24 protein-coding genes are annotated in these 23,597 nt (G+C 37.0%); 12 read left to right on the top strand and 12 right to left on the bottom strand.

Annotated elements, in window-relative coordinates; genetic code table 11:
* Positions 1 to 25: 25 nt before the first annotated feature.
* The 6 genes from R6U77_RS09110 to mutY form a co-directional block, all read right to left on the bottom strand.
* Positions 26 to 151, bottom strand: coding sequence for a hypothetical protein (locus R6U77_RS09110; protein ID WP_319838242.1), 126 nt, complete (start codon positions 149 to 151; stop codon positions 26 to 28).
* 6 nt (positions 152 to 157) lie between these two features.
* On the bottom strand, positions 158 to 370 hold the full coding sequence (locus tag R6U77_RS09105) for a hypothetical protein (protein ID WP_319838241.1): 213 nt from the start codon (positions 368 to 370) through the stop codon (positions 158 to 160).
* Between the two features lie 209 nt (positions 371 to 579).
* Positions 580 to 2,322, bottom strand: a complete 1,743-nt coding sequence (locus R6U77_RS09100) for an ABC transporter ATP-binding protein (protein ID WP_319838240.1) — start codon at positions 2,320 to 2,322, stop codon at positions 580 to 582.
* Between the two features lie 102 nt (positions 2,323 to 2,424).
* Entirely contained in the window at positions 2,425 to 2,970 is a 546-nt protein-coding gene (ntdP, locus tag R6U77_RS09095) for a nucleoside tri-diphosphate phosphatase (RefSeq protein WP_293927376.1), read from the bottom strand.
* A gap of 171 nt (positions 2,971 to 3,141) precedes the next feature.
* Positions 3,142 to 3,312 carry a hypothetical protein gene (locus R6U77_RS09090; protein WP_319838239.1) on the bottom strand — a complete coding sequence of 57 codons (171 nt, stop codon included), beginning with the start codon at positions 3,310 to 3,312 and terminating at the stop codon, positions 3,142 to 3,144.
* A gap of 46 nt (positions 3,313 to 3,358) precedes the next feature.
* On the bottom strand, positions 3,359 to 4,396 hold the full coding sequence (mutY, locus tag R6U77_RS09085; RefSeq protein WP_319838238.1) for an A/G-specific adenine glycosylase: 1,038 nt from the start codon (positions 4,394 to 4,396) through the stop codon (positions 3,359 to 3,361).
* Positions 4,397 to 4,583: 187 nt separating this feature from the next.
* Between mutY and R6U77_RS09080 the strand changes: the two genes are divergently transcribed.
* The 3 genes from R6U77_RS09080 (at position 4,584) to R6U77_RS09070 (ending at position 6,598) form a co-directional block, all read left to right on the top strand.
* Positions 4,584 to 5,570 carry a metal-dependent hydrolase gene (locus R6U77_RS09080; RefSeq protein WP_293927385.1) on the top strand — a complete coding sequence of 329 codons (987 nt, stop codon included), beginning with the start codon at positions 4,584 to 4,586 and terminating at the stop codon, positions 5,568 to 5,570.
* A gap of 17 nt (positions 5,571 to 5,587) precedes the next feature.
* On the top strand, positions 5,588 to 5,860 hold the full coding sequence (locus tag R6U77_RS09075) for a hypothetical protein (protein ID WP_319838237.1): 273 nt from the start codon (positions 5,588 to 5,590) through the stop codon (positions 5,858 to 5,860).
* Between the two features lie 132 nt (positions 5,861 to 5,992).
* Entirely contained in the window at positions 5,993 to 6,598 is a 606-nt protein-coding gene (locus tag R6U77_RS09070; RefSeq protein WP_319838236.1) for a kinase, read from the top strand.
* Between the two features lie 67 nt (positions 6,599 to 6,665).
* On the opposite strand, the gene R6U77_RS09065 is transcribed toward R6U77_RS09070, so the two are convergent.
* Together R6U77_RS09065 and R6U77_RS09060 are read right to left on the bottom strand one after the other, a co-directional pair.
* Positions 6,666 to 8,459, bottom strand: a complete 1,794-nt coding sequence (locus tag R6U77_RS09065) for a sensor domain-containing diguanylate cyclase (protein ID WP_319838235.1) — start codon at positions 8,457 to 8,459, stop codon at positions 6,666 to 6,668.
* A gap of 206 nt (positions 8,460 to 8,665) precedes the next feature.
* Entirely contained in the window at positions 8,666 to 10,051 is a 1,386-nt protein-coding gene (locus tag R6U77_RS09060; protein WP_319838234.1) for a sensor domain-containing diguanylate cyclase, read from the bottom strand.
* Positions 10,052 to 10,347: 296 nt separating this feature from the next.
* Between R6U77_RS09060 and R6U77_RS09055 the strand changes: the two genes are divergently transcribed.
* Positions 10,348 to 10,605: a helix-turn-helix domain-containing protein gene (locus R6U77_RS09055; RefSeq protein WP_319838233.1), complete on the top strand. Its 258-nt coding sequence runs from the start codon at positions 10,348 to 10,350 to the stop codon at positions 10,603 to 10,605.
* A 153-nt stretch (positions 10,606 to 10,758) separates the two neighbouring features.
* Here the strand turns inward: R6U77_RS09055 and R6U77_RS09050 are convergent, their stop codons facing one another.
* From R6U77_RS09050 to recX, 3 genes are read right to left on the bottom strand one after another with little or no spacing between them, the layout of a single operon-like run.
* Positions 10,759 to 11,028 carry a YfhJ family protein gene (locus tag R6U77_RS09050; RefSeq protein ID WP_293927400.1) on the bottom strand — a complete coding sequence of 90 codons (270 nt, stop codon included), beginning with the start codon at positions 11,026 to 11,028 and terminating at the stop codon, positions 10,759 to 10,761.
* Between the two features lies 1 nt (position 11,029).
* On the bottom strand, positions 11,030 to 11,356 hold the full coding sequence (locus R6U77_RS09045; RefSeq protein ID WP_107840128.1) for a YfhH family protein: 327 nt from the start codon (positions 11,354 to 11,356) through the stop codon (positions 11,030 to 11,032).
* A complete protein-coding gene (recX, locus tag R6U77_RS09040) occupies positions 11,356 to 12,159 on the bottom strand; it encodes a recombination regulator RecX (RefSeq protein ID WP_319838232.1) in 804 nt (267 codons plus the stop codon). The genes R6U77_RS09045 and recX overlap by 1 nt, the downstream gene beginning before the upstream one ends.
* Positions 12,160 to 12,256: 97 nt before the next feature.
* Between recX and R6U77_RS09035 the strand changes: the two genes are divergently transcribed.
* The 7 genes from R6U77_RS09035 (at position 12,257) to R6U77_RS09005 (ending at position 21,658) form a co-directional block, all read left to right on the top strand.
* Complete coding sequence (locus R6U77_RS09035) at positions 12,257 to 13,147, top strand: TIGR01777 family oxidoreductase (protein WP_319838231.1); 891 nt, start codon at positions 12,257 to 12,259, stop codon at positions 13,145 to 13,147.
* A 99-nt stretch (positions 13,148 to 13,246) separates the two neighbouring features.
* Positions 13,247 to 13,987: a polysaccharide deacetylase family protein gene (locus tag R6U77_RS09030; RefSeq protein WP_406601103.1), complete on the top strand. Its 741-nt coding sequence runs from the start codon at positions 13,247 to 13,249 to the stop codon at positions 13,985 to 13,987.
* 63 nt (positions 13,988 to 14,050) lie between these two features.
* Positions 14,051 to 15,457, top strand: coding sequence for a 23S rRNA (uracil(1939)-C(5))-methyltransferase RlmD (gene rlmD / locus R6U77_RS09025; protein ID WP_319838229.1), 1,407 nt, complete (start codon positions 14,051 to 14,053; stop codon positions 15,455 to 15,457).
* A gap of 439 nt (positions 15,458 to 15,896) precedes the next feature.
* Positions 15,897 to 16,739, top strand: coding sequence for a malate synthase (locus R6U77_RS09020; RefSeq protein ID WP_319838228.1), 843 nt, complete (start codon positions 15,897 to 15,899; stop codon positions 16,737 to 16,739).
* A 491-nt stretch (positions 16,740 to 17,230) separates the two neighbouring features.
* The gene (locus R6U77_RS09015) at positions 17,231 to 18,136 is read left to right on the top strand and encodes an aminoglycoside phosphotransferase family protein (RefSeq protein ID WP_319838227.1); all 906 of its coding nucleotides are present in this window, start codon (positions 17,231 to 17,233) and stop codon (positions 18,134 to 18,136) included.
* A 70-nt stretch (positions 18,137 to 18,206) separates the two neighbouring features.
* Complete coding sequence (locus tag R6U77_RS09010) at positions 18,207 to 21,278, top strand: hybrid sensor histidine kinase/response regulator (RefSeq protein ID WP_319838226.1); 3,072 nt, start codon at positions 18,207 to 18,209, stop codon at positions 21,276 to 21,278.
* Between the two features lie 158 nt (positions 21,279 to 21,436).
* Positions 21,437 to 21,658, top strand: coding sequence for a hypothetical protein (locus R6U77_RS09005; protein WP_319838225.1), 222 nt, complete (start codon positions 21,437 to 21,439; stop codon positions 21,656 to 21,658).
* 10 nt (positions 21,659 to 21,668) lie between these two features.
* On the opposite strand, the gene R6U77_RS09000 is transcribed toward R6U77_RS09005, so the two are convergent.
* On the bottom strand, positions 21,669 to 22,871 hold the full coding sequence (locus R6U77_RS09000) for a multidrug effflux MFS transporter (RefSeq protein ID WP_319838224.1): 1,203 nt from the start codon (positions 22,869 to 22,871) through the stop codon (positions 21,669 to 21,671).
* 94 nt (positions 22,872 to 22,965) lie between these two features.
* Between R6U77_RS09000 and R6U77_RS08995 the strand changes: the two genes are divergently transcribed.
* A complete protein-coding gene (locus R6U77_RS08995; RefSeq protein ID WP_319838223.1) occupies positions 22,966 to 23,568 on the top strand; it encodes a class I SAM-dependent methyltransferase in 603 nt (200 codons plus the stop codon).
* Positions 23,569 to 23,597 lie beyond the last annotated feature (29 nt).

Here is a 23,597-nt window from a genome sequence, read left to right as displayed (position 1 = left end):
AAATCACTCCAAGCGTCTTTTTAAATTACACACCTAAAATCCAAAAATACTCTGCGCTATTGTTTTCTTTCGCAAGCCATTGATCAATGCCTACAAAAAAGTTTGACATCAGTGTATGTTGATTATTTGAAGCAAAATAAAGTTCTTTCACCTTCTCTCACTCCAACAATCTAATTTTTTGTGGACCAAAATAATGATAATGTGGAAAAATCATATCTAAATAAGGAGCAAGTACACCAAATTCCTCCCATTTCACAAAGAGCGAATTGGCATTCCAATGACTTCTATTTTCCAAATCATTGTAATATACTGCGCAACAAAACTCATAAACAGCGCTATCAATCAAATCATTTAGCTCTATTAATTCCATTCGCTCCACCTCTCATAACAAAAAGTTGCAGGGAAATTCCCCGCAACTTTTTGTTAGCTAATTTATTCGTAATGTCACAAGCCATTCAACGCTTCCTTAATCGAAGCATCAACTTCTATATTTTCAATAGCATCTTCGTATACATAAAAAATCAACATATTGTCTTTTTCATATGATACTATCCTCCTCAGCTTTACAGTGGCTCCCCTCTATAATTTCTGCACTTGGAACAAATTATAATAAGCTCCTTGCTGCTCCATCAGCTGCTCATGATTGCCTTCCTCAACAAGTTGTCCATGCTCGATAACGAAAATTTTATCCGCATGTGTAATCGTTGATAAACGGTGTGCGATAATAATGGTTGTACGGTTATGTGCTAAGCGTTCTAGTGATTCTTGAATTAACGCTTCACTTTCTAAATCCAGCGCTGATGTTGCCTCATCTAGTACGAGTATAGGTGGATTTTTCAAAAATACACGCGCGATAGCAATACGCTGTTTTTGTCCTCCAGATAGCTTGACACCACGCTCACCTACTTGTGTGTTATAGCCATTTGGCAAATTCATAATAAAATCATGCGCGTTTGCCGCCTTAGCCGCTGCAATAATTTCTTCCTCCGTCGCATCTGGCTTGCCCATTAAAATATTATGTCTGACTGAATCGCTAAATAAAATATTGTCCTGTAACACGATACCAATTTGGGAGCGTAACGATTCTAATGTCACCTCTTGAACATCCTTGCCATCAATTACAACAGCACCTGATTTGACATCATAAAATCTTGGGATTAAGCTGACAATTGTTGATTTACCGCCACCACTCATACCGACAAAGGCTGCCGTTTCGCCTGCTTGAATATTAAAATTAATATTTTGTAAAACATTTTCTCCTTCATCCTCATAGCGAAACACAACATCTTGAAATGACACTTGTCCTGCTACATTTTTTAAAGGTTGAGCCTCTTTTTGATCAACAATATCGTATTTTTCATCAAATAACTCGAAAACGCGATCCATCGATGCAATCGACTGTGTCAACGTTGTCGATGAGCTGACAAGTCGACGCAGCGGTCCATATAAACGTTCAATATAGGCAATAAATGCGACCATTACCCCAAGCGACAAATTGTCATGTATTACCTGATAACCTGCGTATCCAATGACTAGCAACGGAGCCATATCCGTAATCGTATTGACAACTGCAAATGATTTTGCATTCCATCTTGAATGATCTAACGCCTTATCTAAAAATTCTCCATTCGTCTCATCAAATATTTTTTGCTCATGGCGCTCTAATGTAAAGCTTTTAATAATGCTAATCCCTGCTACACGTTCATGTAAATAGCTTTGCACTCCTGCTAAAGCCTGCGAGCGTTTGCGCGTTAAATCACGCAATTTGCCGAAGAAGTATTTGACGCTGAAAGCATAGAGTGGAAACGAAATTAACGCGACTAACGTTAGCTTAACATCCAGCGTTAACATGATTGCTACTGCAATTAAAATAGTTACTAGGTCCAACCATAAGTTCATCAGCCCTATCATGATGAAGTTTTTCGTTTGCTCTACATCATTAATAATGCGCGAAATAACTTCTCCTGCTCTTGTATTAGAATAATACTTTAAGCTTAGCTTTTGTAAATGTGTATACAATTCCTTCCGTATATCAAATAACACTTTATTGCTGACATTTTGCGCAAAATATTGGCGATAATATTCAATTGGTGGTCGAATAATAAAGAACACGATTAATGTTCCACCTAGCCAATAAACAAGCTGTGTTGTTTTTTCCACCTGTGTCAGCGTATTTGAGCCAATAATATCATCAATGACAATTTGTATTAGCAACGGAATAAATAACGGTATTGCAAATTTTAAAATACCGATAATAATCGTTAAAATTAATTCCCAAGTATATGGCTTCACAAAGCGCATATATCTTTTCATACTATCCAAATGTTTTCCACTTCCTTTTCGATTGCCTAATTATTTATTATAGCAAACACATAAAGAAAAGCCTGCCAAAATGCTTTGGCAAGCTTTCTCTTCCATTATGACTTATTTTTCTCCTTGAATTTCGCGATTTAGATGATAGCGATTTGTCCATACTTCGATAAAATCTGGCGCAAACGGACCTCTGCGCTGTTGAATCCAGCTGATTAGTTTTGCTACATTGCGCTTTAAAATTTTATCAATTACTTCGGGATAGGCCATTAACTTTTTATGTTCCTCATACTCGTCCTCATCAAGTAATGTGTATGACATATCTGGGAAAACCTTAACATCTAAATCGTAATCGATGTATTTAAGGGATTTGTTGTCATAAACAAATGGTGAACTCATATTGCAATAATAGTACACACCATCTTCGCGCAGCATACAAATAATATTAAACCAATGCTCGGCATGGAAGTAACAAATTGATGGCTCTCTTGTCAGCCATGTGCGTCCATCCGATTCCGTTACGAGCGTCTTTTCATTTGCGCCAATAATAACGTTCTTTGTCCCTTTCAACACCATCGTTTCTTGCCAGATACGGTGGATACGACCATTGTGTTTATAGCTATGTATTTGTATCGTTTCTCCTTCTACTGGTAATGCCATATCAAAGCCCACCTTTTTTGTCCACCATCAATCAATAATTTATAATAATGTATCATTCATATTTTATTATAGCAATCGTTCACATAAAGGTGTAGTGTGAAAACTCAAATTTATTGAAAAAGGGATGTGAAAAAGCAGTTAAATTTCTGCTTTTTCGCCATCCCTTTATAACTATTTTGTTTCTTCGTTGTTTTCGTTATCGAAGTTTTTCTTTGGTTGCTGTTTACCAGCATATTGATTGCTTTTTTCCATTTCGCGGAAATCTGGCTCTACAGCAAATTCCTCACGTTGCATTGGGTTTTGGTTTTTCCCCTGCTCATTGTTTTGACGATTGCGTTTCATCTTTAAATCACCTCCGTGCTCATTATTGTGCGCACGAAAAAATGATTTATACGTCAACCTGCGACCAAATTTTTAGCATTGGAACAGGCATTGGTAACTGAGCAATTTGCTCCTTTGTAAACCATTGTACATGTTCACCTAAAACGCCTGTTTCCTTTACTGTTGCAGAATAGCTATCAATATGCCATGTTAAATGTGAAAACACATGCTTGAACTGCATTAAAGGCTTTTTTGCTTCTATTGCTACATTATATTTTTCATCAATGCTTTCTTTATTACGCTCCACCATCGGAAATTGCCACATATTTGCGAGCAATCCTTCCGCTGGTCGCTGCTCTAATAAATAATGCCCCTCGGTATTTTGTATAACAGCTACATCCAATTCGAGCTGCTTCATTTTTATTTTTTTCGTTTTAATTGGCAATTGTGCCGCATCTCCTGCTTCAAAGGCTATACAATAGTCACGTACTGGACATAATAAGCATTTAGGAGATGTTGGCGTGCAAATTAGTGCACCTAGCTCCATTAATCCTTGATTAAAGGATGAGGCATTTTCTGGATCAATTAAAAAATCAACTGCCTCCTCAAACACTTTGCGCGTTTTTGGTAAAGCGATATCCTCTTTAATATGTAGCACTCTACTCAAAACACGCATTACATTACCGTCAACCGCATGCTCTGGTTTGCCATATGCGATGCTTAAAATTGCTCCTGCTGTATAAGGTCCTACACCTTTTAATTTCGAAATATCTGCACGATTATCAGGTACAACACTATTATACGTTTCAACAACTTCACGTACACCAGCCTGTAAATTGCGTGCTCTTGAATAATAGCCTAGGCCTTCCCACATTTTTAATAGCTCCTGCTCTGGTGCATAGGCTAATGTTTCAGCTGTTGGGAAGCGCTCAATAAAACGATTGTAGTAAGGAATAACAGTATCTACTCGCGTTTGCTGTAGCATTACCTCAGAAACCCATATATGATATGGCTCTGTCGTCTGTCGCCAAGGTAAGTCTCTTTTTTCTCGATTAAACCATTCGACTAAAGCTTGTCGAAATTGTTGCGTATATTTGTAATTCACAGTTTCCTCCGCTTGTTTTAGATTTTCTTTCAGTGAAAAAGGGTATATGATAGAAGTAACAAGATGCCCTTTAATTTGAATCTGTATTGATTCAAACTAAGCCCCCGGCGGATGTCAAGGATTGTCAATTATACTCACAATCTTGACGTTATTATGCCGAGACGTAATTGATAGGAGATGATGTAATTTGGATTCTGGTACACATTTAGTTATGGGTATTGCACTCGGCGGCCTAGCTTTAGCTGACCCTATTGTTGCAAATCATTCCATCACATTTACTGCTGTCATGGCGGGAACGATTATCGGCTCGCAAGCACCTGATATTGATACAGTGTTAAAAATGCGTAATAACGCTATTTATATACGTCACCACCGTGGAATTACTCACTCTATTCCCGCAACTTTATTATGGCCACTTCTCATAACGGCTATTTTATCGCTAATTTTCCAAGATGCCAACACTTTGCACTTATGGCTTTGGGTACAGCTAGCTGTCTTTCTCCATGTTTTCGTTGATATTTTTAATGCATATGGCACACAAGCGCTTCGTCCATTTTCTAAACAATGGGTAGCATTAGGCGTTATCAACACGTTTGACCCATTTATTTTTACAATTCATTGCATTGGACTGTTGCTTTGGGCATTCGGTGCCAACCCTGTCATCACATTTAGCATCATGTATTTCATCATTGTTTTATATTATATACTGCGTTTCTTTGTACAGAAAGCAGTCAAAAAAGCGGTACATGCAACGATTCAGGATGAGGAATATGTTATCGTTGCTCCAACGATGCGCTTTTTCAATTGGCGTGTAGCTGCCGCTTCAAAAACGCACTATTACGTAGGGAAAGCGTATGGTCGTACAGTAAACATTTATGATAAATTTGAAATTCATCCATTGCCAAAAACACCACTCGTAGAAAAAGCTTTAAGCGATTCAAATTTACAAGCCTTCGTTTCCTTCTCACCGCTCTATCGATGGGAAATCTCTGAGCTAGAGAACGGCTTAACAGAGGTACGTTTAATTGACTTACGCTATCGTAGCAACAATCGCTATCCATTTGTCGCAGTAGCACATTTAAATGACGATTTAGAAATTGTTACCTCCTATACAGGCTGGATTTTTACAGAGGATAAGCTTCAAAGAAAATTGCAAATTGGGACAAGTGATTAAATAAGGCTGTGTAGAAAGTGAGTAGAGTATCACTTTCTACACAGCCTTTTCCTATTGACATTTTATACAAGGAAGCATATCCCCATGAGCGCTTAGGTCTTGCCACATCGACTTACTTTATTTTATATGATACCGGGCTAGGCGTTGGACCATTTATTTTAGGGTTCTTTGTACCAGTAATCGGCTATAGCAACATTTTCCTCTCTATGGTATTCGTTATTATTGCAGCATGTATTTTCTATTATTTCTTATATGGACGGAATGAAAAAGCAATTTCATCAGAGGCTTGAACTGATACCCTTGTTGCTGTTAAATCAAATGAAAGGATTGTATGTATAGAAATTATACCTACAGTCCTTTTTCTCTGTCCTCATTTTTATGTTATCTTTATATTGAAGGAAAAGGAGGTCACAACATAAGGTATGAATCACTCAATAATGCAAAATATGAAAGAGGCTTATAAAAAACATTCTCTTGATAGACCTTTTATTGTGGCAATTGATGGATTAAGTGGCTCTGGTAAAACGACAATTGTACAGCAATTTGAAAAGGAAAAAGATGTGGTCATTATTCATATTGATGATCATATTGTGGAAAGAAAGCTGCGCTATCACACACAGCATGCTGAATGGTATGAATACTATCAGCTCCAATGGGATATCAACTATTTAAAGGAAAATTTATTCAAAAAGCTACATGCTAATGACAGACAATTATGGTTACCTTTTTACAACAGAGAAACAGATAGCTCAATAAATAAAGCCATTCCTATCCCCCCTCATTGCATCGTGATTATTGAAGGCATATTTTTATTGCGTGAGGAATGGAGAAGGTTTTATGATTACATCATTTTTTTAAACTGTACAAAAGAAATAAGGCATGAGCGTGCATTACAGCGTGATAAATATTTGGGGAATTTAGAACAGCGATTGAACACATATAAAAATAGATACTGGCCAGCAGAAGAACACTATTTAAAAGAGCATAACCCTTTAAAGCTTGCACATAGCATATACTCAGGAAATTAAATGAATATATCCCTCATGACGCAAACCTACTCATGAGGGATAATGAATTCAATCAACTGGAGAGCTGTTAACTCCGACTAGCCGCTATATATTCAACTCGATTTTTTCCGTGCTCTTTTGCTTTGTACAATGCATTATCGGCTCTCGTTAATAAAGTATTTAGTGTATCGCCTTGCACATAGCTTGTGACACCAAAGCTGCTCGTTCTTTGCTCTGTGATAGAGAAAGTAGAATTGGCCACTTGTACTCTCAACACTTCCGCTAATTGCAATGTATCATGCAGACTTGTGTGAGGACAAATAATTAAAAACTCCTCTCCCCCCCATCTACCGACGATATCTTGCTCACGTATCGCATTTTTCAATACTTGAGCAAATTCTATTAGCACTTGATCCCCTACTTGATGGCCATAGGTATCGTTTACTTCTTTAAAATTATCGATATCTAATAAAATAATTGAAAATGGCTCATCAGATTGTTTTGCTGTTGCAAAATATTTCTCTAAAACGCTATCCAATTTAACGCGATTTGAGATTTGCGTCAACCTATCTGTGTTTGCCAGCTGTTCAAGCTCTTGCTTCGCCTTTTCTAATTGTTGTGTACGCTGCCTAACTTTGTGCTCCAACGTCTCATTCAAAACATTTTGTATTTCTTGATGCTCTTTTTTAATTAAATTAATTTTATCACCTAATGCTAACGATAAAAATGTAGCCTCAAACATGGCGCCTAATGCAGGCACATGTTCAAAAAAATAAGGATGGAATGGCAGTATTGTTAAAAAGCTTAATGCTTGTACAATTATCGTACCTAACAGCACCGTCCAACCAACAATATAAAAGCGCGCCATTTTTTGCCCTTTGCGTAAAACGCGCAAGCTGACTCCCCACAAAAATATTAAAATAATGAGCATATAAATAAGCGTAAAATTATTTATAATGCTTGCACTCGGTACAACAAATATAGCAACAAATGACAGTAGGGCAATAACTAAAAATACTTTTGCCATTTTGTAGCTGCTTGGCACATACTTTTTCAATTCCAAAAACTCGATTGAAAATAACAGCATGAAAACAAGAAGAGCATAAGCAGCTATCGTTAATGTTTTTGCCAACAGCCACTTCGGTAAAATGTGCCCAAAAACCTCTACATCTAGCGAATTCATCGTTGCTTGATAAAAGATAAAGCTAGTGATATATAGCACATAATATAAATAAGCCTTTTCCTTAAAGGAAAAATATAAAAACAAATTATAAATAAGCAATGCTAGTAAAAAGCCATAAAAAATGCCTATGAAAAACTTATAATCCATTGCGCTTTTTGTAAAATCATCTGCCGTATAAAGAAATGAAACCATGCTAAGTGGTAATAATTGCGTACCCTCTAGCTTAAAATATATTTCAGTAATATTAGGCGCATAAACTTGAAATAAATTAGAGCGATGCGGTATATTTTGTTGATCAATATGGGATAAACCTCTTTGCTGTTTTGTATACGAGCCATCCTGCTGTACTACAAACATTTCAATACTATCCAATTTATCAATTGCTTCTATCCAATATTCTTGTTTATCTAATAATAAATCTTGCACTGAGAGTCTTAACCAGATTGTATCTGTCGTATGCCAAAATAATAGATAATCGTGTTCACTCTGCTCAAATTCCTTATCATGCCTGCCACTTATAATTTCTTCTATTGTAATACTATTAGATTTATCTCTTAAAATATCATAGTACTTTCCTAAAATTATTTTTTCTGACCTCTCTGTAGCAGAGGCAGATAAAGCAGGGAGCTGCATATATGCAATAATAAAAATAATCCCAAAAAGCAGCAATTTATTTTTTCTTGCCATTATATATGTCAACAGTATTCTCCCTCCTATCTAAGCACCTTTAAATTTCTCATAAGTATATTCTATATTGAATTAATCAACAAATTAAATTTTTATATGTTTCACTCAAAGTTAACTGGCTGCATAGGTCTCCCCCTCGCAATTTCCAATTGAACAACATGATGTAGGTCCATCACATGACGGCTCCTATCTCTCAACAGATGTTTGGAAAATGTAATTTAAACATTTCTCCCACTACCTGTGGAGGTGGCAGGCTCCCTTTGAACCATGATAAATTCTACACAGTTTCGCCCACATTTTTTAGCTTGGTATAATGCTTTATCAGACCTTAATAATAATGAATCGAGACTATCGTTCTCCATATAGCTTGCTACCCCAAAGCTCCCTGTCTTTTGTTTAACAACAGGAAATGAATAGCTAGCCAATTGCTCCCTCAACCTCTCAGCTATGATAACGGCTTCACTCAATGTTGTTTGAGGACATAATATTAAAAATTCCTCTCCACCCCATCTGCCAACTGTATTTTGCCCTGTCATCGCATTTCTCAAAATTTTTGCTACTTCCTTAAGCGTTATATCGCCAACCTGATGACCAAATTCATCATTGACAGCCTTGAAATCATCAATATCTAGCAAAATAATCGAAAACGGAATATGTTGTTGCTGTGCAAGCTGAAAATTCCCCTCCAATAATTTCTCTATTTGTACGCGATTTGATATTTGTGTCAAACGGTCTGTATTCGCTAGCTTTTCTAGTTCCCGCTTCTTTTTTTCTAATTGCTCAGTTCGCTGTTGAACAATCCCTTCTATCTCTTCACTCAACATATATTGTATTTTTTGATAATCTCTTTTTCTGAAATTTATCCTTTCCCCTAAAGCGAAAGCCAAAAATAATGCAAGCAAAGGAAAACCTATCATGAATGCCTCATATCCCCAAAATAGCTGAATAATAACTACAACGCTATACCCTGCTACATAAAAACGAGCTACTAGCTGATTTTTTAGCAAAATAACTACACCGCTTAACAATAAAAACAGAATGGGTACAATAGCTATAGCATCATGTATTCTTATCATATTTGACAATAAAAATGTCAATACTATAACGACTATTAGCCCTTTAGCTAAGCGATAGAAATGCGCTGCATGCTTTTGTAATGCAAGAAGCTGAATAGCAAATAGCACTTGAAATATAAAGAAAAGGTAGATAAATATTTCTAACTGTCTTGCTTGATAAAGCATAAAGCATGCTATAAATAACACATAATATAAATACACTTTTTCCTTCAGTGAAAAATACAGCAATAAATGATAAATAGCTATAGCAAGCAAAAAACCATAAAAAATGCCTGCTGCATAATTCAAATATGTTGCTGTGTAAGATCTTTCTTTAATAGGTGACGCTGCCATTTGTGAAGAAAAAGACAGCCAACTATCTTTTTTCAGTAAGCTATTATATGTATGCTCTATTACAGTTGTCTCAATAATATGTACTGCCTGATTTGGCTGCTCCTCTGCATAGGTAGATGGTACAGGTAGTAGCACAAATATGAATAATATAAAAAAATAAAACAACTGTTTTTGTATTATTGCTTTATATACCAACAATGCTCCCCCATTTGCTTAAAATGAATAAATATATATAGCTCACTCAGCACAGCTCAATACCTCGATATATTTTAGGTTAATTTCACCATTTTTTTAGGTAATCCATTCAGTAATATATCCAAATTATTCATTTCATGTATCATATTTAGACTATAGTCTACAAAATAAATTCTACTATATTTTTGCAACGATAGGTATTTAAATTTCCATTCGCATCTTCTTTGTAGACTATAGTATGTAGACTACACTGTTCCATACTATTGTAATTAACTTAAAAAAGGGGATTTTTTCTCTTGATTAAAATTGATAATATTACAATTGGTACCGTCTTAAAGAGGTTACGTCTAGCTATGAAGCTCTCACAGGAGGAATTAGCCGCAAGAAGCAGCCTTGACCGAACATATATTAGCATGCTAGAAAGAAATATAAAGCAACCAACGATTACTACCATCTTTTTATTGGCAAGTGCATTAAATATGAAGCCCTCAGAGTTCGTTCAGCAATTAGAAGAAGAGTTTGATGGTCATACAATTAAACGAACAACGCTCTAACAATTTCTCAATACTTTAAATTCTACGCTTATACCACTATTCCAAAAATGCCCGCGAAAAGGCGGTAGCACAATCAAAAAGAGCATTTACCTCAATTGCTAAAAAATAACCAGTTGAGAAGCTATGTTTATTCTCAACTGGTTATTTATCTCTTTATTGTACGATATCGTCACTATTATTTAATAAATGTGCGTACTTTGGATTTTTAGCTGCAAACTCATGTAGCTTATCACCGTAGCTATCAATTAATTGCTTCACAAGGTTTGCTGTATAATCCGCTCCACGAAACGCATAGCCAGCTTTGGCAGAAGTTGCTTCAAAATCACTCCATAGCAATTCAACCCAAGTACGTGCACGTCCCTTTGACAAAGCTGGATTTTTTTCTAGCAATTGCTCCGTTAATTTTTCGATATGCTGCTCCATATTATTTCCCCACCTTCATTGGTAATAACATTGCGACAGGTATCGCTTCCTCATAACGCTCGCTTCCTAAACGATGCCCCCAGGCAAAGCGTCCCTTCAAGCGATCTACTTTAAAAAACTCCCCTGGTGCACCATCAATGCGATACATTTCACCGAGTACAATTTTATCTAAATCAACTAAATAAGAGGCAGCCATAATCGCTTTTCGATCATATACTGCAAACTCATTCATAATACCGAGCTGCTCCGCCTTACGAGCCTTTTCTCTTAGCGTCGCAATTTCTGTTCGCAGCTCCTGCTCTGTCATTGCTGCATAGTTTTTTTCCATTATTCCTCAGACTCCTTATGATTGATATAGCTATTAATGACTTCAACTGGAAAGCCCTTTTGATAAAGTGCCTGCTTCACTTTCATATGTAGCTCGCGACCAGTATGCTTTGCCGCATATTTATGCCAAATTTTATCGCCTTGCACTTCAATTAAATTTTGCCATTCATCATCTTGTCGCTCAATTGTCATTTGATCAAGCACTTCTTGTACAATTGTAAACGAATATCCTTTGCGCACAAGTACATCTTGAATTTTTTGTTTAATTTGTGAGGGTGTTCGCCCTTTGCCGCCACGTACTTCCTTTTCTGCTAGCTGCAAGGCAATTTGCACCTGCTCCTCATGCGTAAATGTTTGCAAAACTTGCTCCTGCAAATTTTTATCTATGCCCTTTTTCATTAAATCCTGCTTAATCGCACGCGGCCCTTTGCTTGCTGTCCTCTTTTTCGTTTCAAGTAAAGCCTTTGAATATGTTGCATCATTTAAAAAGCCTAAGCGCTCTAGCTTACGAACTGCCTCTAAAACGACAGCCTCGCCATGCCCTGCATCCAACAGCTTTTTTCTTACCTCATATTCACTGCGCATTTGGAAGCTTAAAAAATGCAATGCTTTGTTAAATGCTTTGGCAATTTCATCCTCATACGTAATTTCATCTATATCAAATTGCTCAAGCGCTTTGCCTTTCGTCAATCCAAATTGAATGAGCGTTCCTTCGTCTACAGCAAAGGCATATTCTTCATTTAAATAAATATTATAACGCTCTGGATTGTTTTTTTGACGCCCAATTTTCGTAATAACAAACATGCCTTCCTCCCTTTCTTATACAAATTACTTTTAGTATACAGGTTTTTTGGCATGCTTTCACGAATACTATATTAACGATGAAGAGGAGGCGATAACAATGAAAATTGCAATTGCAGGTGGCACAGGCTTAGTTGGACGTGCACTCACAAATTTATTGCGAGAGCAAGGGCATGAACCGATTATTTTAACACGTGGACAGCCACAAAATGCACGTTATGTACAATGGTTACATGGCACATTGCCACTCGAACAACTTGATGGTATTGACGCATTCGTTAATTTAGCTGGCGTTTCATTAAATGATAGGCGTTGGACATCTGAGCAAAAAGAGGCAATTTACAATAGTCGCATGACGGCTACTGAGGAAATGCTGCGCATTGTGACACAGCTTAGCACTCCACCACAGGTTATCGTTAATGCGAGTGCTGTTGGCATTTATCCGATTTCTACAACCGCTACATATAATGAAACATCAACACAACGTGCAAATGACTTTTTAGGAAAAACGGTAGCTGATTGGGAGCAAAAAGCATTACGTGCGAAAGAATTAGGCATTCGTACATGCTTAGCTCGCTTCGGTGTTATATTAGACACAGATGCTGGTGCACTACCGCTTATCACTCTACCTTACAAAATGTTTGTGGGCGGAACGGTTGGCTCTGGCAAGCAATGGTTATCCTGGATTCACATACATGATGTAGCACGTGCAATTTTATATGCCATTGAAACACCTTCACTAGAAGGCGCAATTAATTTTGCTGCACCGCATGCTGAACGTATGAAAAGCTTTGGTAAAACGGTTAGTCGTATATTAAACCGACCACATTGGCTCCCAGTCCCAAACTTTGCACTTCAGCTAGCACTTGGTGAAAAAAGCGTGCTCGTTTTAGAAGGTCAGCATGTCGTACCAGAAAAGCTTCTTGCAGCAGGATTTACTTTCCAATTCCCTACACTTGAAGAAGCATTACGTGATTTGTATAAGTCTTAAGTTTTTGTGCAACCTACTCAAAAAAGGAGGATTTGCACAACTATGTGGAAGCATCATTTTTTAGGCGTACTATTGATTTGTACAGTACTTGGTACATTTATGCTCACATCCCATTCAACTGCCCAAGCTGCTGAGTATCATTGGGGCTTTAAACGTTCCACTAACAACGAGCCCGCACAGGCTGGCGCTGAGCTTGATACACTGCTTAGCAAATATGGAGCCATTTATAAAGGAAAGCCTGATGAAAAAATTGCTTATTTAAGCTTCGATAACGGCTACGAAAATGGTTTCACTGAAAGTATTTTAGACACATTAGCGACAGAAAATGTCCCTGCAACATTTTTTTTAACAGGACATTACTTAACAAGCGCAACGGATTTAGTAAAGCGTATGGTAGCAGATGGTCATACAATTGGTAATCACTCTTACGACCATCCAAATATGGCACGACTGTCCGACAGTGAAATGGTAAATGAATGGCAACGATTCGATAACAAACTGAAGGAGCTCACAGGAATTGAACGTACTTATTATGCTCGACCACCTGAGGGAGTATTTAATGAACGACTGTTAAAAGTCGGAAATGATAACGGTTATCGCCATATTTTCTGGTCTGTTGCCTTTAAAGATTGGCTGAAAGATGAACGTCGCGGCTACAAATATGCCTACGATGCCTTGATGCAGCAGCTTCACCCAGGTGCAGTTATTTTAATGCATACGGTTGCACAGGATAATGCAGAGGCACTGCCAAAATTTATTCAAGATGCGAAGAAACAAGGCTATACATTTAAATCATTAGATGACCTCGTTCTCGAATATGAAGGTATCACACTACCTTAATCTTTTTTTTCATCCCACCATACGCTATAATGGTGGGATGAACTTGTATAAGGACGTGAAAAAATGAATCAACCAACAATGGCACTTGGGCAAAAATTCCCTTTAACAATTAAGCGACTTGGCATTAATGGTGAAGGTGTGGGCTTTTTTAAGCGCAATGTCGTTTTCGTAAAAGGTGCTCTACCTGGAGAAGAAGTAACCGTAAAAATAACAAAGCTACAGCGCAATTTCGCAGAGGCTGAAATTTTAGCTATCCGTAAAGCAAGTGCGGATCGACAAGAAGCCCCATGCCCTGTTTATGATGAATGCGGCGGCTGCCAGCTTCAACATATGACATATGAGGCACAGCTAAAAAATAAGCGCGATATCGTTATCCAAGCCTTAGAAAAATATGTGCCAGAAATCGCAGCAAACGCTGAAGTTCGTCCAACACTCGGTATGGACAACCCGTGGCATTACCGCAACAAAAGCCAATTTCAAGTACGCAAGGAAGGCAAGCGCGTCTATGCAGGACTATTTGCAGAAGGCTCAAACAGACTTTTAAATATTAACGATTGCTTAGTACAGCACCCTATCACATCAAAAATTACAGTTGCTACACGTAAAATTTTACAAAAGCTGAACATTACAATTTACGATGGTAAAACATTAAATGGCTTAGTGCGTACAATCGTCGTACGTACAGGCATCCGTACAGGTGAAACACAAATATGCTTAGTAACAACACGCAAGGAATTGCCGCATAAAGCAGAATTAATTGAGCGCATAAAAAAAATTGACCCTGCCATCGTGTCGATTACGCAAAATATTAATCGTGAGAAAACATCGCTTATTTTCGGTGATGAAACGATTGTATTAGATGGCAAAGAAACGATTCATGAAGAGCTTGGTGAGCTTGCCTTCGATTTATCTTCACGTGCGTTTTTCCAGCTCAATCCTGAGCAAACGGTGCATTTATATAATGAAATCAAAAAAGCGGCGGCACTAACAGGCAAGGAAGCCGTTGTTGATGCCTACTGTGGTGTTGGCACAATCGGCTTATGGCTAGCGCGTGATGCAAAGGAAGTACGTGGGATGGACGTTGTGCCTGAAAGTGTTGGGGACGCAAAAAACAATGCTCGCAATCATGGCTTCCAAAATGCCCGCTACTATACAGGTAAAGCTGAGGACTTACTTGCCCGCTGGCATCGTGAAAAATTTATACCTGACGTCATTACAGTAGACCCACCACGCACAGGCTTAGACAGAAAATTTATCGAATCCGTTTTAAAAATTAAGCCGAAGCGCCTTGTCTACACATCTTGTAATCCATCTACATTGGCAAAGGACTTACAGCAGTTATCAAAGATTTATGATGTGGCGTATTTGCAGCCTGTTGATATGTTTCCGCAGACTGCGCATGTGGAGGTTGTTGTACAGCTTATTTTAAAAAGAGAGGCTGGGACAGAACTCGATTATTTTGAAAAATAGCGAAAACAGATACTAACTTTTTCGCTTCAATGAGTAGAGCGTTCCTTCCTAAATCAAAAAAATGTTAGACCAAAATACAATCGGTCTAACATTTTTTCTTTTTGTCCCAGCCTCCTTCTCTACAAATCATCTACTCAGTGAATGTGAAAATTATGTATTTTTTCATTTAATTAAGCTTTTAAAATGCTGATATTAAACCCTTACTTCATAGCTAACCCAACACTATACAAAGAACAAAATTTCATTTTACCTCTCCTTCAAATATTTTGTCAATAATAAATTTGTAAATCCATTAATAAATGTTATAATAGTTTTAGAATGATTTTTTGAAACGTATTTGAATTCTGCTGACCCTTTTTACAGATAGAATTTGAATACGTTTTTTTAATATCTTTTTGAACGAAAGGAAGAACTCAAATACACAAGGAGGGCTAGAATAATGAATCTAATTAATAAGAAAGTTACACACAAACTTTTTGGCACTGGGAGTGTCATTAAACACAATGATTCAAGCGTTGAAATACATTTCGCATCAGAAAATAAAAAATTTATTTTCCCAGATGCATTTGACAAGCATTTAAAGTTACATGATCAAGCTGATGCTAATTTACTCCATAAAATTATAGAAACGAGAGAAATGAAACAAAGGGAGGATGAGTGGAAAAAAGAAGAAGAACTCAAATTACAACGAAAAAATCAAGAGCTTCGCTTAGAACATGAAAAGCTCATGAAATCCCATAAGCTTCATTTGGAATCACAAATGGTTTTTTGGTGCGACACTGAAGAGCAGCACAACGCCTTTTTAGAGTGGAAAGTTTTTTCCGGTGTCATTAAAAGTGGAAACAATAAAGGGAAACCAAACAAGCCAAGCCGTTTACATCAAAATAGTGCTGTTTTGCTAACAGCGCTAGATGCCAAAATGCCCGAAAAAGATAGACGTATTTTAGGTGTCTATATGGTAAAAGAAGATTTCTTTGGTAAGCTTTGTGAAGATGGCACTGTTCCAGCGCATTCAAAATACAGACTCCAACTGACAGAACAAGAATCTGACCAGTTGCTCTCATGGGGATATTATGTAGCTGAAAAGTCTCCAAAAAAAATGTCATGGAACACAGGCAAATACCGTTATTTTGATAATTTATGGATGGCTCAAATTTTATTTGAAATCGTTTCATTAAAAAGTGATCCAAAGGAACAAGAGCTAGCACAACAGTTTCTTCAACATTTTTGTAAAATGAATCAGATTTCAAAAGAAGAGCTGCCAATACTTAATCGTTTGTAAAGGGCTTTATTGCTAACATAATGCTAAACCCTATAGAATATGAAAAGGTGCATTCTGTTATTACAGATTGCATCTTTTTGTTTCTATTCATCGTACAAAATTTTAACATAACTAAAAAAGAAGTAGACACAGGAGAATTTTCTCCAAAGCAGCATCTTAGTATAATTGCCACTTTTATCATAAATGTTACAGAAGGGCAAATAGGAGCCTTAAAATTATACCTCAAAAATGCATTACAGATTTAAATAAATCTAATATAAAATAAACGCAGCTTAACTAGCAAGTACAACAAACAGCGACCTATTTTGAAATATTCCAGAATAGATGGCTGTTTTTTCATATGTGACTACGTACTATACTGCTGTTAATAACATTTGCTTATTTGACAAAAATTAAGCAACGAGTAAAATTGATTTACTGACAAAATCTCTACATTTCACCATAAAATATTCTTCTTATCAAAATAACCTCTATGAAAGAGCAGGTGTCACATGCAATCCATCAAAGACTACAACACATTCAAAAAAATTGAGCTCATCAACAAAGGCTGGTCAACTGACCAAAAATATTATATTGAAACAACTGAAAATGAAAAAAGATTGCTGCGTATTGCGAGTATTTCCGAATACGACAAGAAAAAAGCTGAATTTGAGATAATGAAACAAGTTGCAGCATTAGGTGTCACAATGTCACAGCCACTTGATTTTGGCATTTGTCATAATGGTGAAAGTGTTTATTCACTTTTTACTTGGTGTGAGGGACAGGATGCTGGAGATGTTTTGTCACAGTTAACCGAAATCGAGCAGTACGAGCTTGGTGTAAGCTCTGGACAGATGCTCAAGCTTATTCATTCCATTTCTGCCCCGCTAAATCAAGAAGATTGGGAAATCCGCTTCAATCGCAAAACAAATTATAAAATTGAAAAATATAAGGCGTGCCCTATTAAATTAGATGGTGATGAACAAATCATGCATTATATCGAAAATAATCGCTACTTGCTATCTGACAGACCCCAGTGTCTTCATCATGGAGATTATCATGTTGGGAATATGATAATTTCGCCTCATAACACTTTATCAATCATCGATTTCAATCGCTATGATTTTGGTGATCCATGGGAGGAATTTAATCGCATTGTGTGGAGTGCGGAAGCTAGTCCTCATTTTGCGACAGGTCAGCTCAATGGCTACTTTGATGGCAAACCACCGATTGAATTTTTCAAACTGCTAGCATTTTATATTTCAAGCAATATGCTTTCCTCTATCTACTGGGCGATTCCATTTGGTGAAAAGGAAGTAATAACCATGAAAAACCAAGCAAAAAATGTGCTGTCGTGGTTTGATCATATGAATAATCCCGTACCTACATGGTACATATCACATTTAGCAAATATTTAATATCTTTTTCAATCCCCTTCATAGTAAACTTAACGCTAGTAAATATGTGTGATGACTAGAGGTGCTTGGATTGAATTTGAAATCTTTTTATTTTTTTATACTCTCTTTTTTAAGTTTATTTGTTTTAGGAGAGAAGGCGTTTGCTAGTGAAACTACAATTATAGATATTAGCAAAGTTGAAAGTGATACGTTTTATACAAACTTGAATGGCAATTGGACGTTTTTTGAGCAAGCTTTACTTATGCCAAATGAAGTGAATGGAAGAAAAGGAACAACTGTCTCCATCCCTAGTTCTTTTCTTAATCAAACAGGTGATGTGAATACATTCGGCACTTACACAACAACGATTAAGATTCCAGAACGATATATCGGTCAATCACTTGCTATTTATATTCCTTACGAGTACAGTGCCTATACACTTTTTGTGAATAACATTGAATTATTATCAAATGGGACTGTTGGAACAAATTCGATTACACATCAAGCAGAAATGGCGCCGAAAGCTGGTTATTTTATGCCAGATTCTACTGAAGTACAATTAACACTTCAGCTATCAAGCTTTGCGCATATTCGCGGAGGCTTTGAAAACCCTATTTATATTGGCGAAGTGGCTGCATTGTCACGAACAGTTTCTATAGATTTAATGATAAACCTTTTCTTAATTGGTGCTATTTTTATTATCAGCCTGTTTATGTTGCTACTTGCTTTTTATAGTCGTGGAACAACTATATTTATCTTTGCACTATTTACAGCTCTTATCGCCATCCGCTCATTATTTGCAGTTCCCTTTTACTATACAATTTTATTCCCCTTCATTTCTTGGGAAACAGGGACACAGCTGGAGTATATTTTAACAACCGCTACATCTATGTTTTATGTAATGCTACTATGGAAATGGCATGAGCAAGAATTTTCAAAAAAAGTGATGTATTTTTTAGTAGTAATCCATTTAAGCCTAATTATTATAATTTCTTTTACACAGCCAGTCTTTTTCCAAGATTTATTTTTCAAAGTGTTCACATTAACGATTCCTACTTTTTTCTATTTACTTTATGTCGTATATCGCAGTATTCGTCGAAATAACTATATTGCAAAAGTTAATGCGATAGGCACTTTTTTAATATTTTTTGCCTTCTTTAACGATTATGCAATCGGAAATAATTGGTACGATGGAGTGGAAATTATGCTCCCAGCTATTGGCCTCTATATTATGATTCACGTTGTTGTGTTAAGTAGGGATTTTGCACATTCCATTCGAAAAATTCATCAGCAAAACGAGCATCTTTCTGTTTTAAATAAGTCAAATGAACAGCTAGCAACACAGCTCCAAAAAGAAATGAAACAAAAAGATAATTTTTTAGCGAATACGTCACATGAATTACGCAATCCTTTGCACGGTATTATCAATATTACACAATCCATACTGCAAAATGCGAAAGCACCATTAAATAATGAGTTTATGGAAGATTTAAAGCTACAGCTAACAATTGCTCGTCATATGGCGCGAACATTAGATGACTTGTTGGATATTACACGTTTAAAAGAGCATCGTATTCAATTGAATAAAAAAGCTGTTAATTTGCAAGCAACTGTTGTTGGTGTTGTCGATATGTTAAATGTGCTAATCGAGCAGAAAAATGTTCGAATTGATGTGCACATTGCAAATGATTTCCCAAATGTAGCAGCTGATAGCAACCGCCTCATTCAAATTTTGTTTAATTTATTGCATAATGCTATTAAATATACACATGAAGGTAGTATTACCATCGAAGCAGAAACGAAAGATGACATCGCGCATATTCATGTAAAAGATACAGGTATCGGTATTCAACCAGAGTTACTGCCTGTTATATTTTCTCCATATGAGCAGGGCGATTCAAGCATGACATCAATCGGTGGTGGGCTTGGTTTAGGCTTGAATATTTGCCAGCAGCTTGTACACATGCAGAATGGCACAATTAGCGTTTCTTCTATTGTTGGACAAGGCTCTATCTTTACATTTACATTGCCTTTAGCAGACGACACATTACAGGAAGAAACAAATTTAACTCTGACGCCAACAATGGATGCGAAATATCTCACTACAGCGGACAATAGTTTTTTATCACATACACCAATGCAAAGTAGCTCAACAACTGAAGGTTTTCTTGTAAATAAACCCAAAATACTAATTGTCGATGATGATGCAGTCAATTTAAAAATACTTGTCAATGTATTATCAAAAGAAAACTATGAAATGACAACTGTTACAAGTGGACATGAAGCATTATATCAATTAAAAAAAGAAAAGTGGGATCTAGTCATTTCTGATGTCATGATGCCAAATATGTCTGGTTATGAACTAACACATGCAATTCGTGAACATTATGCTCTATCTGAGCTGCCAATTATTTTACTTACAGCACGTAGCAATGTAGAGGATATTTATGCTGGATTTGTGGCCGGGGCTAACGATTATGTAACAAAGCCTGTTGAAGCATTAGAACTCCGTGCACGTGTACATGCTTTAACCGCATTGCAAGCATCGATTCGTGATCGACTTGGTGTGGAGGCTGCTTGGCTTCAAGCTCAGCTTCGCCCTCATTTTATATTAAATACGATTAATGCCATCATTTCACTTAGTGAAATAGATTTCCAAAAAATGCTGACATTGCTTGATCAATTTAGCTATTACTTGCAAAGTAGCTTCCAACTCAAAAACGTACATCAAACAATTCCAATCTCATCTGAGCTTGAGCTACTTAAATCGTATTTATACATTGAACAAACACGTTTTGAGGACCGCTTACACATAGTATGGGATGCTGATGATTTAGAGGATAGCGTCATGATTCCCCCGTTAGTGCTACAAACCCTTGTAGAAAATGCGATCAATCATGGGATACTTGAAAAAGTTTCAGGAGGAACTGTCACAATCCGTATTCATAGCAAGGAGCTTGGAACTGAAATTTCCATTATAGATGATGGTGTAGGTATGAGTGAGGGGCAAGTACAAAGCCTATTTAACATTAGTCCAAGTGAACAAAGAGGTATTGGCTTACTCAATACCGAACAGCGACTTCAACGTCTCTACGGTAAAGGTCTCTCTATCACAAGTAAGCTGAATGAAGGAACAACAGTGAGCTTTACATTGCCAAATTAACGAAAAGATAGCTGTGGAGCAATCCTTTACAGCTATTTTTTCTTATTGTAGCTTGCTAACAAATCCCCCCCTTTCTAGTAACCTTTTCCTAAGCCTAATCGTCCTACACTGTATATTTTTATTTATACAATGAATTTTTATATAGTGAGCTATCCGCGATGCAAGTTGTAACTGCTCCAGCTTTAAAGGCTGATTTACCTATTATTGTTTTATCTTCTAATAATACAGATTCAACATGGGTAGAGCATCAAAGCTTATTAAGTCAGCTCACTGCAAAAACAACGCAAATTCAAACAAGCTGCCAGCATTCAATTCATTTGGAAAACCCTGATATCGTGATAAAAGCAATCCAGCAATTCATCGAAAATGAAGAAAGCTGAAGGACATCCTTCAGCTTTTTGCAATCAAACTATAAATAATTACAGCTAACGAGCTGCAGGCAAATATCGTAATTCCCATCGGAACGGCTGTGAAATCACCAGCAATACCGACTAATGGTGAAACGAGCGCCCCACCACCAAATGGCAAAATACCTAAAAATGCAGAGGCACTTCCTGCTGCCCTTCCTTGTCTTTCCATCGCTAATGAAAATGCGGTTGTCCCCACAATACCAACGCTCGAAACGACAAAAAATAAAGCGATTAATACAAGCCAAATTGGACCTTGCAGCAAAATCGTTAACAGCAATAACAATGCTCCGCTAAATGACATCATAATGCCATAAAGCAGCAACTTCTTTTCCTCCATACGATTAGCTAGTCTTCCTGTTACTTGTGCTGCGATGATAATTCCAATACCATTTGCGGCAAAAATAAAGGAAAACTGCTGCGGTGTTGCACCATAAATATTTTGCAATACGAAAGGAGAGCCTGCGATATAGGCAAACATACTCATGGAAATTAGTGCCTGTGATAGTGCAATTCCCATGAAAACACGGTCCTTTAACAGCAGATGAAATGTTTTAACAGTTGCAAGCATTCCCCCCTCTGCCCGCCTCTCTTTCGGTAATGTTTCTGTCAATGTAAAGGCAACTGCTAAAAACATGACAACACCTATGACACTTAAAATAATGAAGACAGCAGGCCATGCGACAAAGCGTAACACAGCACCACCAAAAATAGGTGCTAATATTGGTGCTGCTCCATTCACTAATGATAGCAGTGCCACAAATTTCGTTAGCTCTTTACCTGAATACATATCCCTTGCCGAGGCTCGTGCAATCACTAGCCCTGCTGCTCCTGCAAATCCTTGAATAAAGCGCAATACAATAAATATCCATATTGATGTGCTAAATGCGCATAACAAAGAGGCGAATGCATAGATAAGCAATGTAAAAAGTAACGGGCGTCGTCGACCATGAATATCGCTTAATGGTCCGAAAAGCAATTGTCCAAGTGCTAGCCCTAATAAACAAGCGGTAAGACTCATTTGCACAAGCGATGCTGACGTTGCTAAATCTGTTGCAACTAATGGCAATGCTGGTAAATACATATCGAGTGACAGTGGACCAAATGCGGTCAGTGACCCTAAAATCAATACAAACCATAACTTCTTACTATGTATTTTTTTAGACTGTGTATTCAATCGATTCAATCCTTTCCATTCCAGAGAGCATTTGAATTATACTAGTAACACCAAACTCTCTTGACTACAATAACATAATTTTTTCAGTAAAGGAGCTTATCCAATGGGAAACCTCGATATTTTTGAAAGAATAGCTGGCAGCTATGATACAGATGAAAGAATGGCTATTGCACGAATAGCGGCCAATGCAATTCGTGAGCAGTTAGTGGATGCTACAAATAAAACAGCTATCGATTTTGGCTGTGGTACAGGACTTGTTGGTATGCAGTTACTCAATGATTTTCAATCTGTGCTTTTTGTGGATGCCGCGCAAAATATGGTAGATGAAATACAGAAGAAAATTGAAAAATTCAATCTTCAAAATGCCTCTACCCACTGTATTGATATTGAAAATGTAAGCACAAACAAGCTACGTGTTGACTATATTTTTATGGCACAAGTATTGCTGCATATTGAGAATACGGAATTTGTATTGTCAAAGCTTTATGACATGTTAAATGAAGGTGGGCACCTCCTCATTGTCGATTTTGATAAAAATGAAAAAGTCGTATCAGACATGGTTCACAACGGCTTTGAGCAAAAGGAATTAGCTTCCCTCTTAACAAAAGTCGGCTATCACCATTGCCACTCTGAAACCTTTTACCATGGTGAAAAAATATTTATGGCACAGGACGCTTCAATGTTTATAATGGATTGTAAAAAATGACGAAACTTTACTCTTTTTCATTCGTATGG

Source organism: Lysinibacillus louembei (assembly GCF_033880585.1).
Lineage (GTDB): Bacteria > Bacillota > Bacilli > Bacillales_A > Planococcaceae > Metasolibacillus > Metasolibacillus louembei.
This window is presented reverse-complemented; position numbering and strand designations above follow the sequence as displayed.

Coding starts and splice junctions, on each gene's coding strand:
- R6U77_RS09105 (WP_319838241.1), bottom strand. CDS start 370: ATGGAATTAATAGAGCTAAATGATTTGATTGATAGCGCTGTTTATGAG.
- ntdP (WP_293927376.1), bottom strand. CDS start 2,970: ATGGCATTACCAGTAGAAGGAGAAACGATACAAATACATAGCTATAAA.
- R6U77_RS09090 (WP_319838239.1), bottom strand. CDS start 3,312: ATGAAACGCAATCGTCAAAACAATGAGCAGGGGAAAAACCAAAACCCA.
- R6U77_RS09070 (WP_319838236.1), top strand. CDS start 5,993: ATGAATCACTCAATAATGCAAAATATGAAAGAGGCTTATAAAAAACAT.
- R6U77_RS09050 (WP_293927400.1), bottom strand. CDS start 11,028: ATGGAGCAGCATATCGAAAAATTAACGGAGCAATTGCTAGAAAAAAAT.
- R6U77_RS09045 (WP_107840128.1), bottom strand. CDS start 11,356: ATGGAAAAAAACTATGCAGCAATGACAGAGCAGGAGCTGCGAACAGAA.
- recX (WP_319838232.1), bottom strand. CDS start 12,159: ATGTTTGTTATTACGAAAATTGGGCGTCAAAAAAACAATCCAGAGCGT.
- R6U77_RS09035 (WP_319838231.1), top strand. CDS start 12,257: ATGAAAATTGCAATTGCAGGTGGCACAGGCTTAGTTGGACGTGCACTC.
- R6U77_RS09030 (WP_406601103.1), top strand. CDS start 13,247: ATGCTCACATCCCATTCAACTGCCCAAGCTGCTGAGTATCATTGGGGC.
- rlmD (WP_319838229.1), top strand. CDS start 14,051: ATGAATCAACCAACAATGGCACTTGGGCAAAAATTCCCTTTAACAATT.
- R6U77_RS09020 (WP_319838228.1), top strand. CDS start 15,897: ATGAATCTAATTAATAAGAAAGTTACACACAAACTTTTTGGCACTGGG.
- R6U77_RS09015 (WP_319838227.1), top strand. CDS start 17,231: ATGCAATCCATCAAAGACTACAACACATTCAAAAAAATTGAGCTCATC.
- R6U77_RS09005 (WP_319838225.1), top strand. CDS start 21,437: ATGCAAGTTGTAACTGCTCCAGCTTTAAAGGCTGATTTACCTATTATT.
- R6U77_RS08995 (WP_319838223.1), top strand. CDS start 22,966: ATGGGAAACCTCGATATTTTTGAAAGAATAGCTGGCAGCTATGATACA.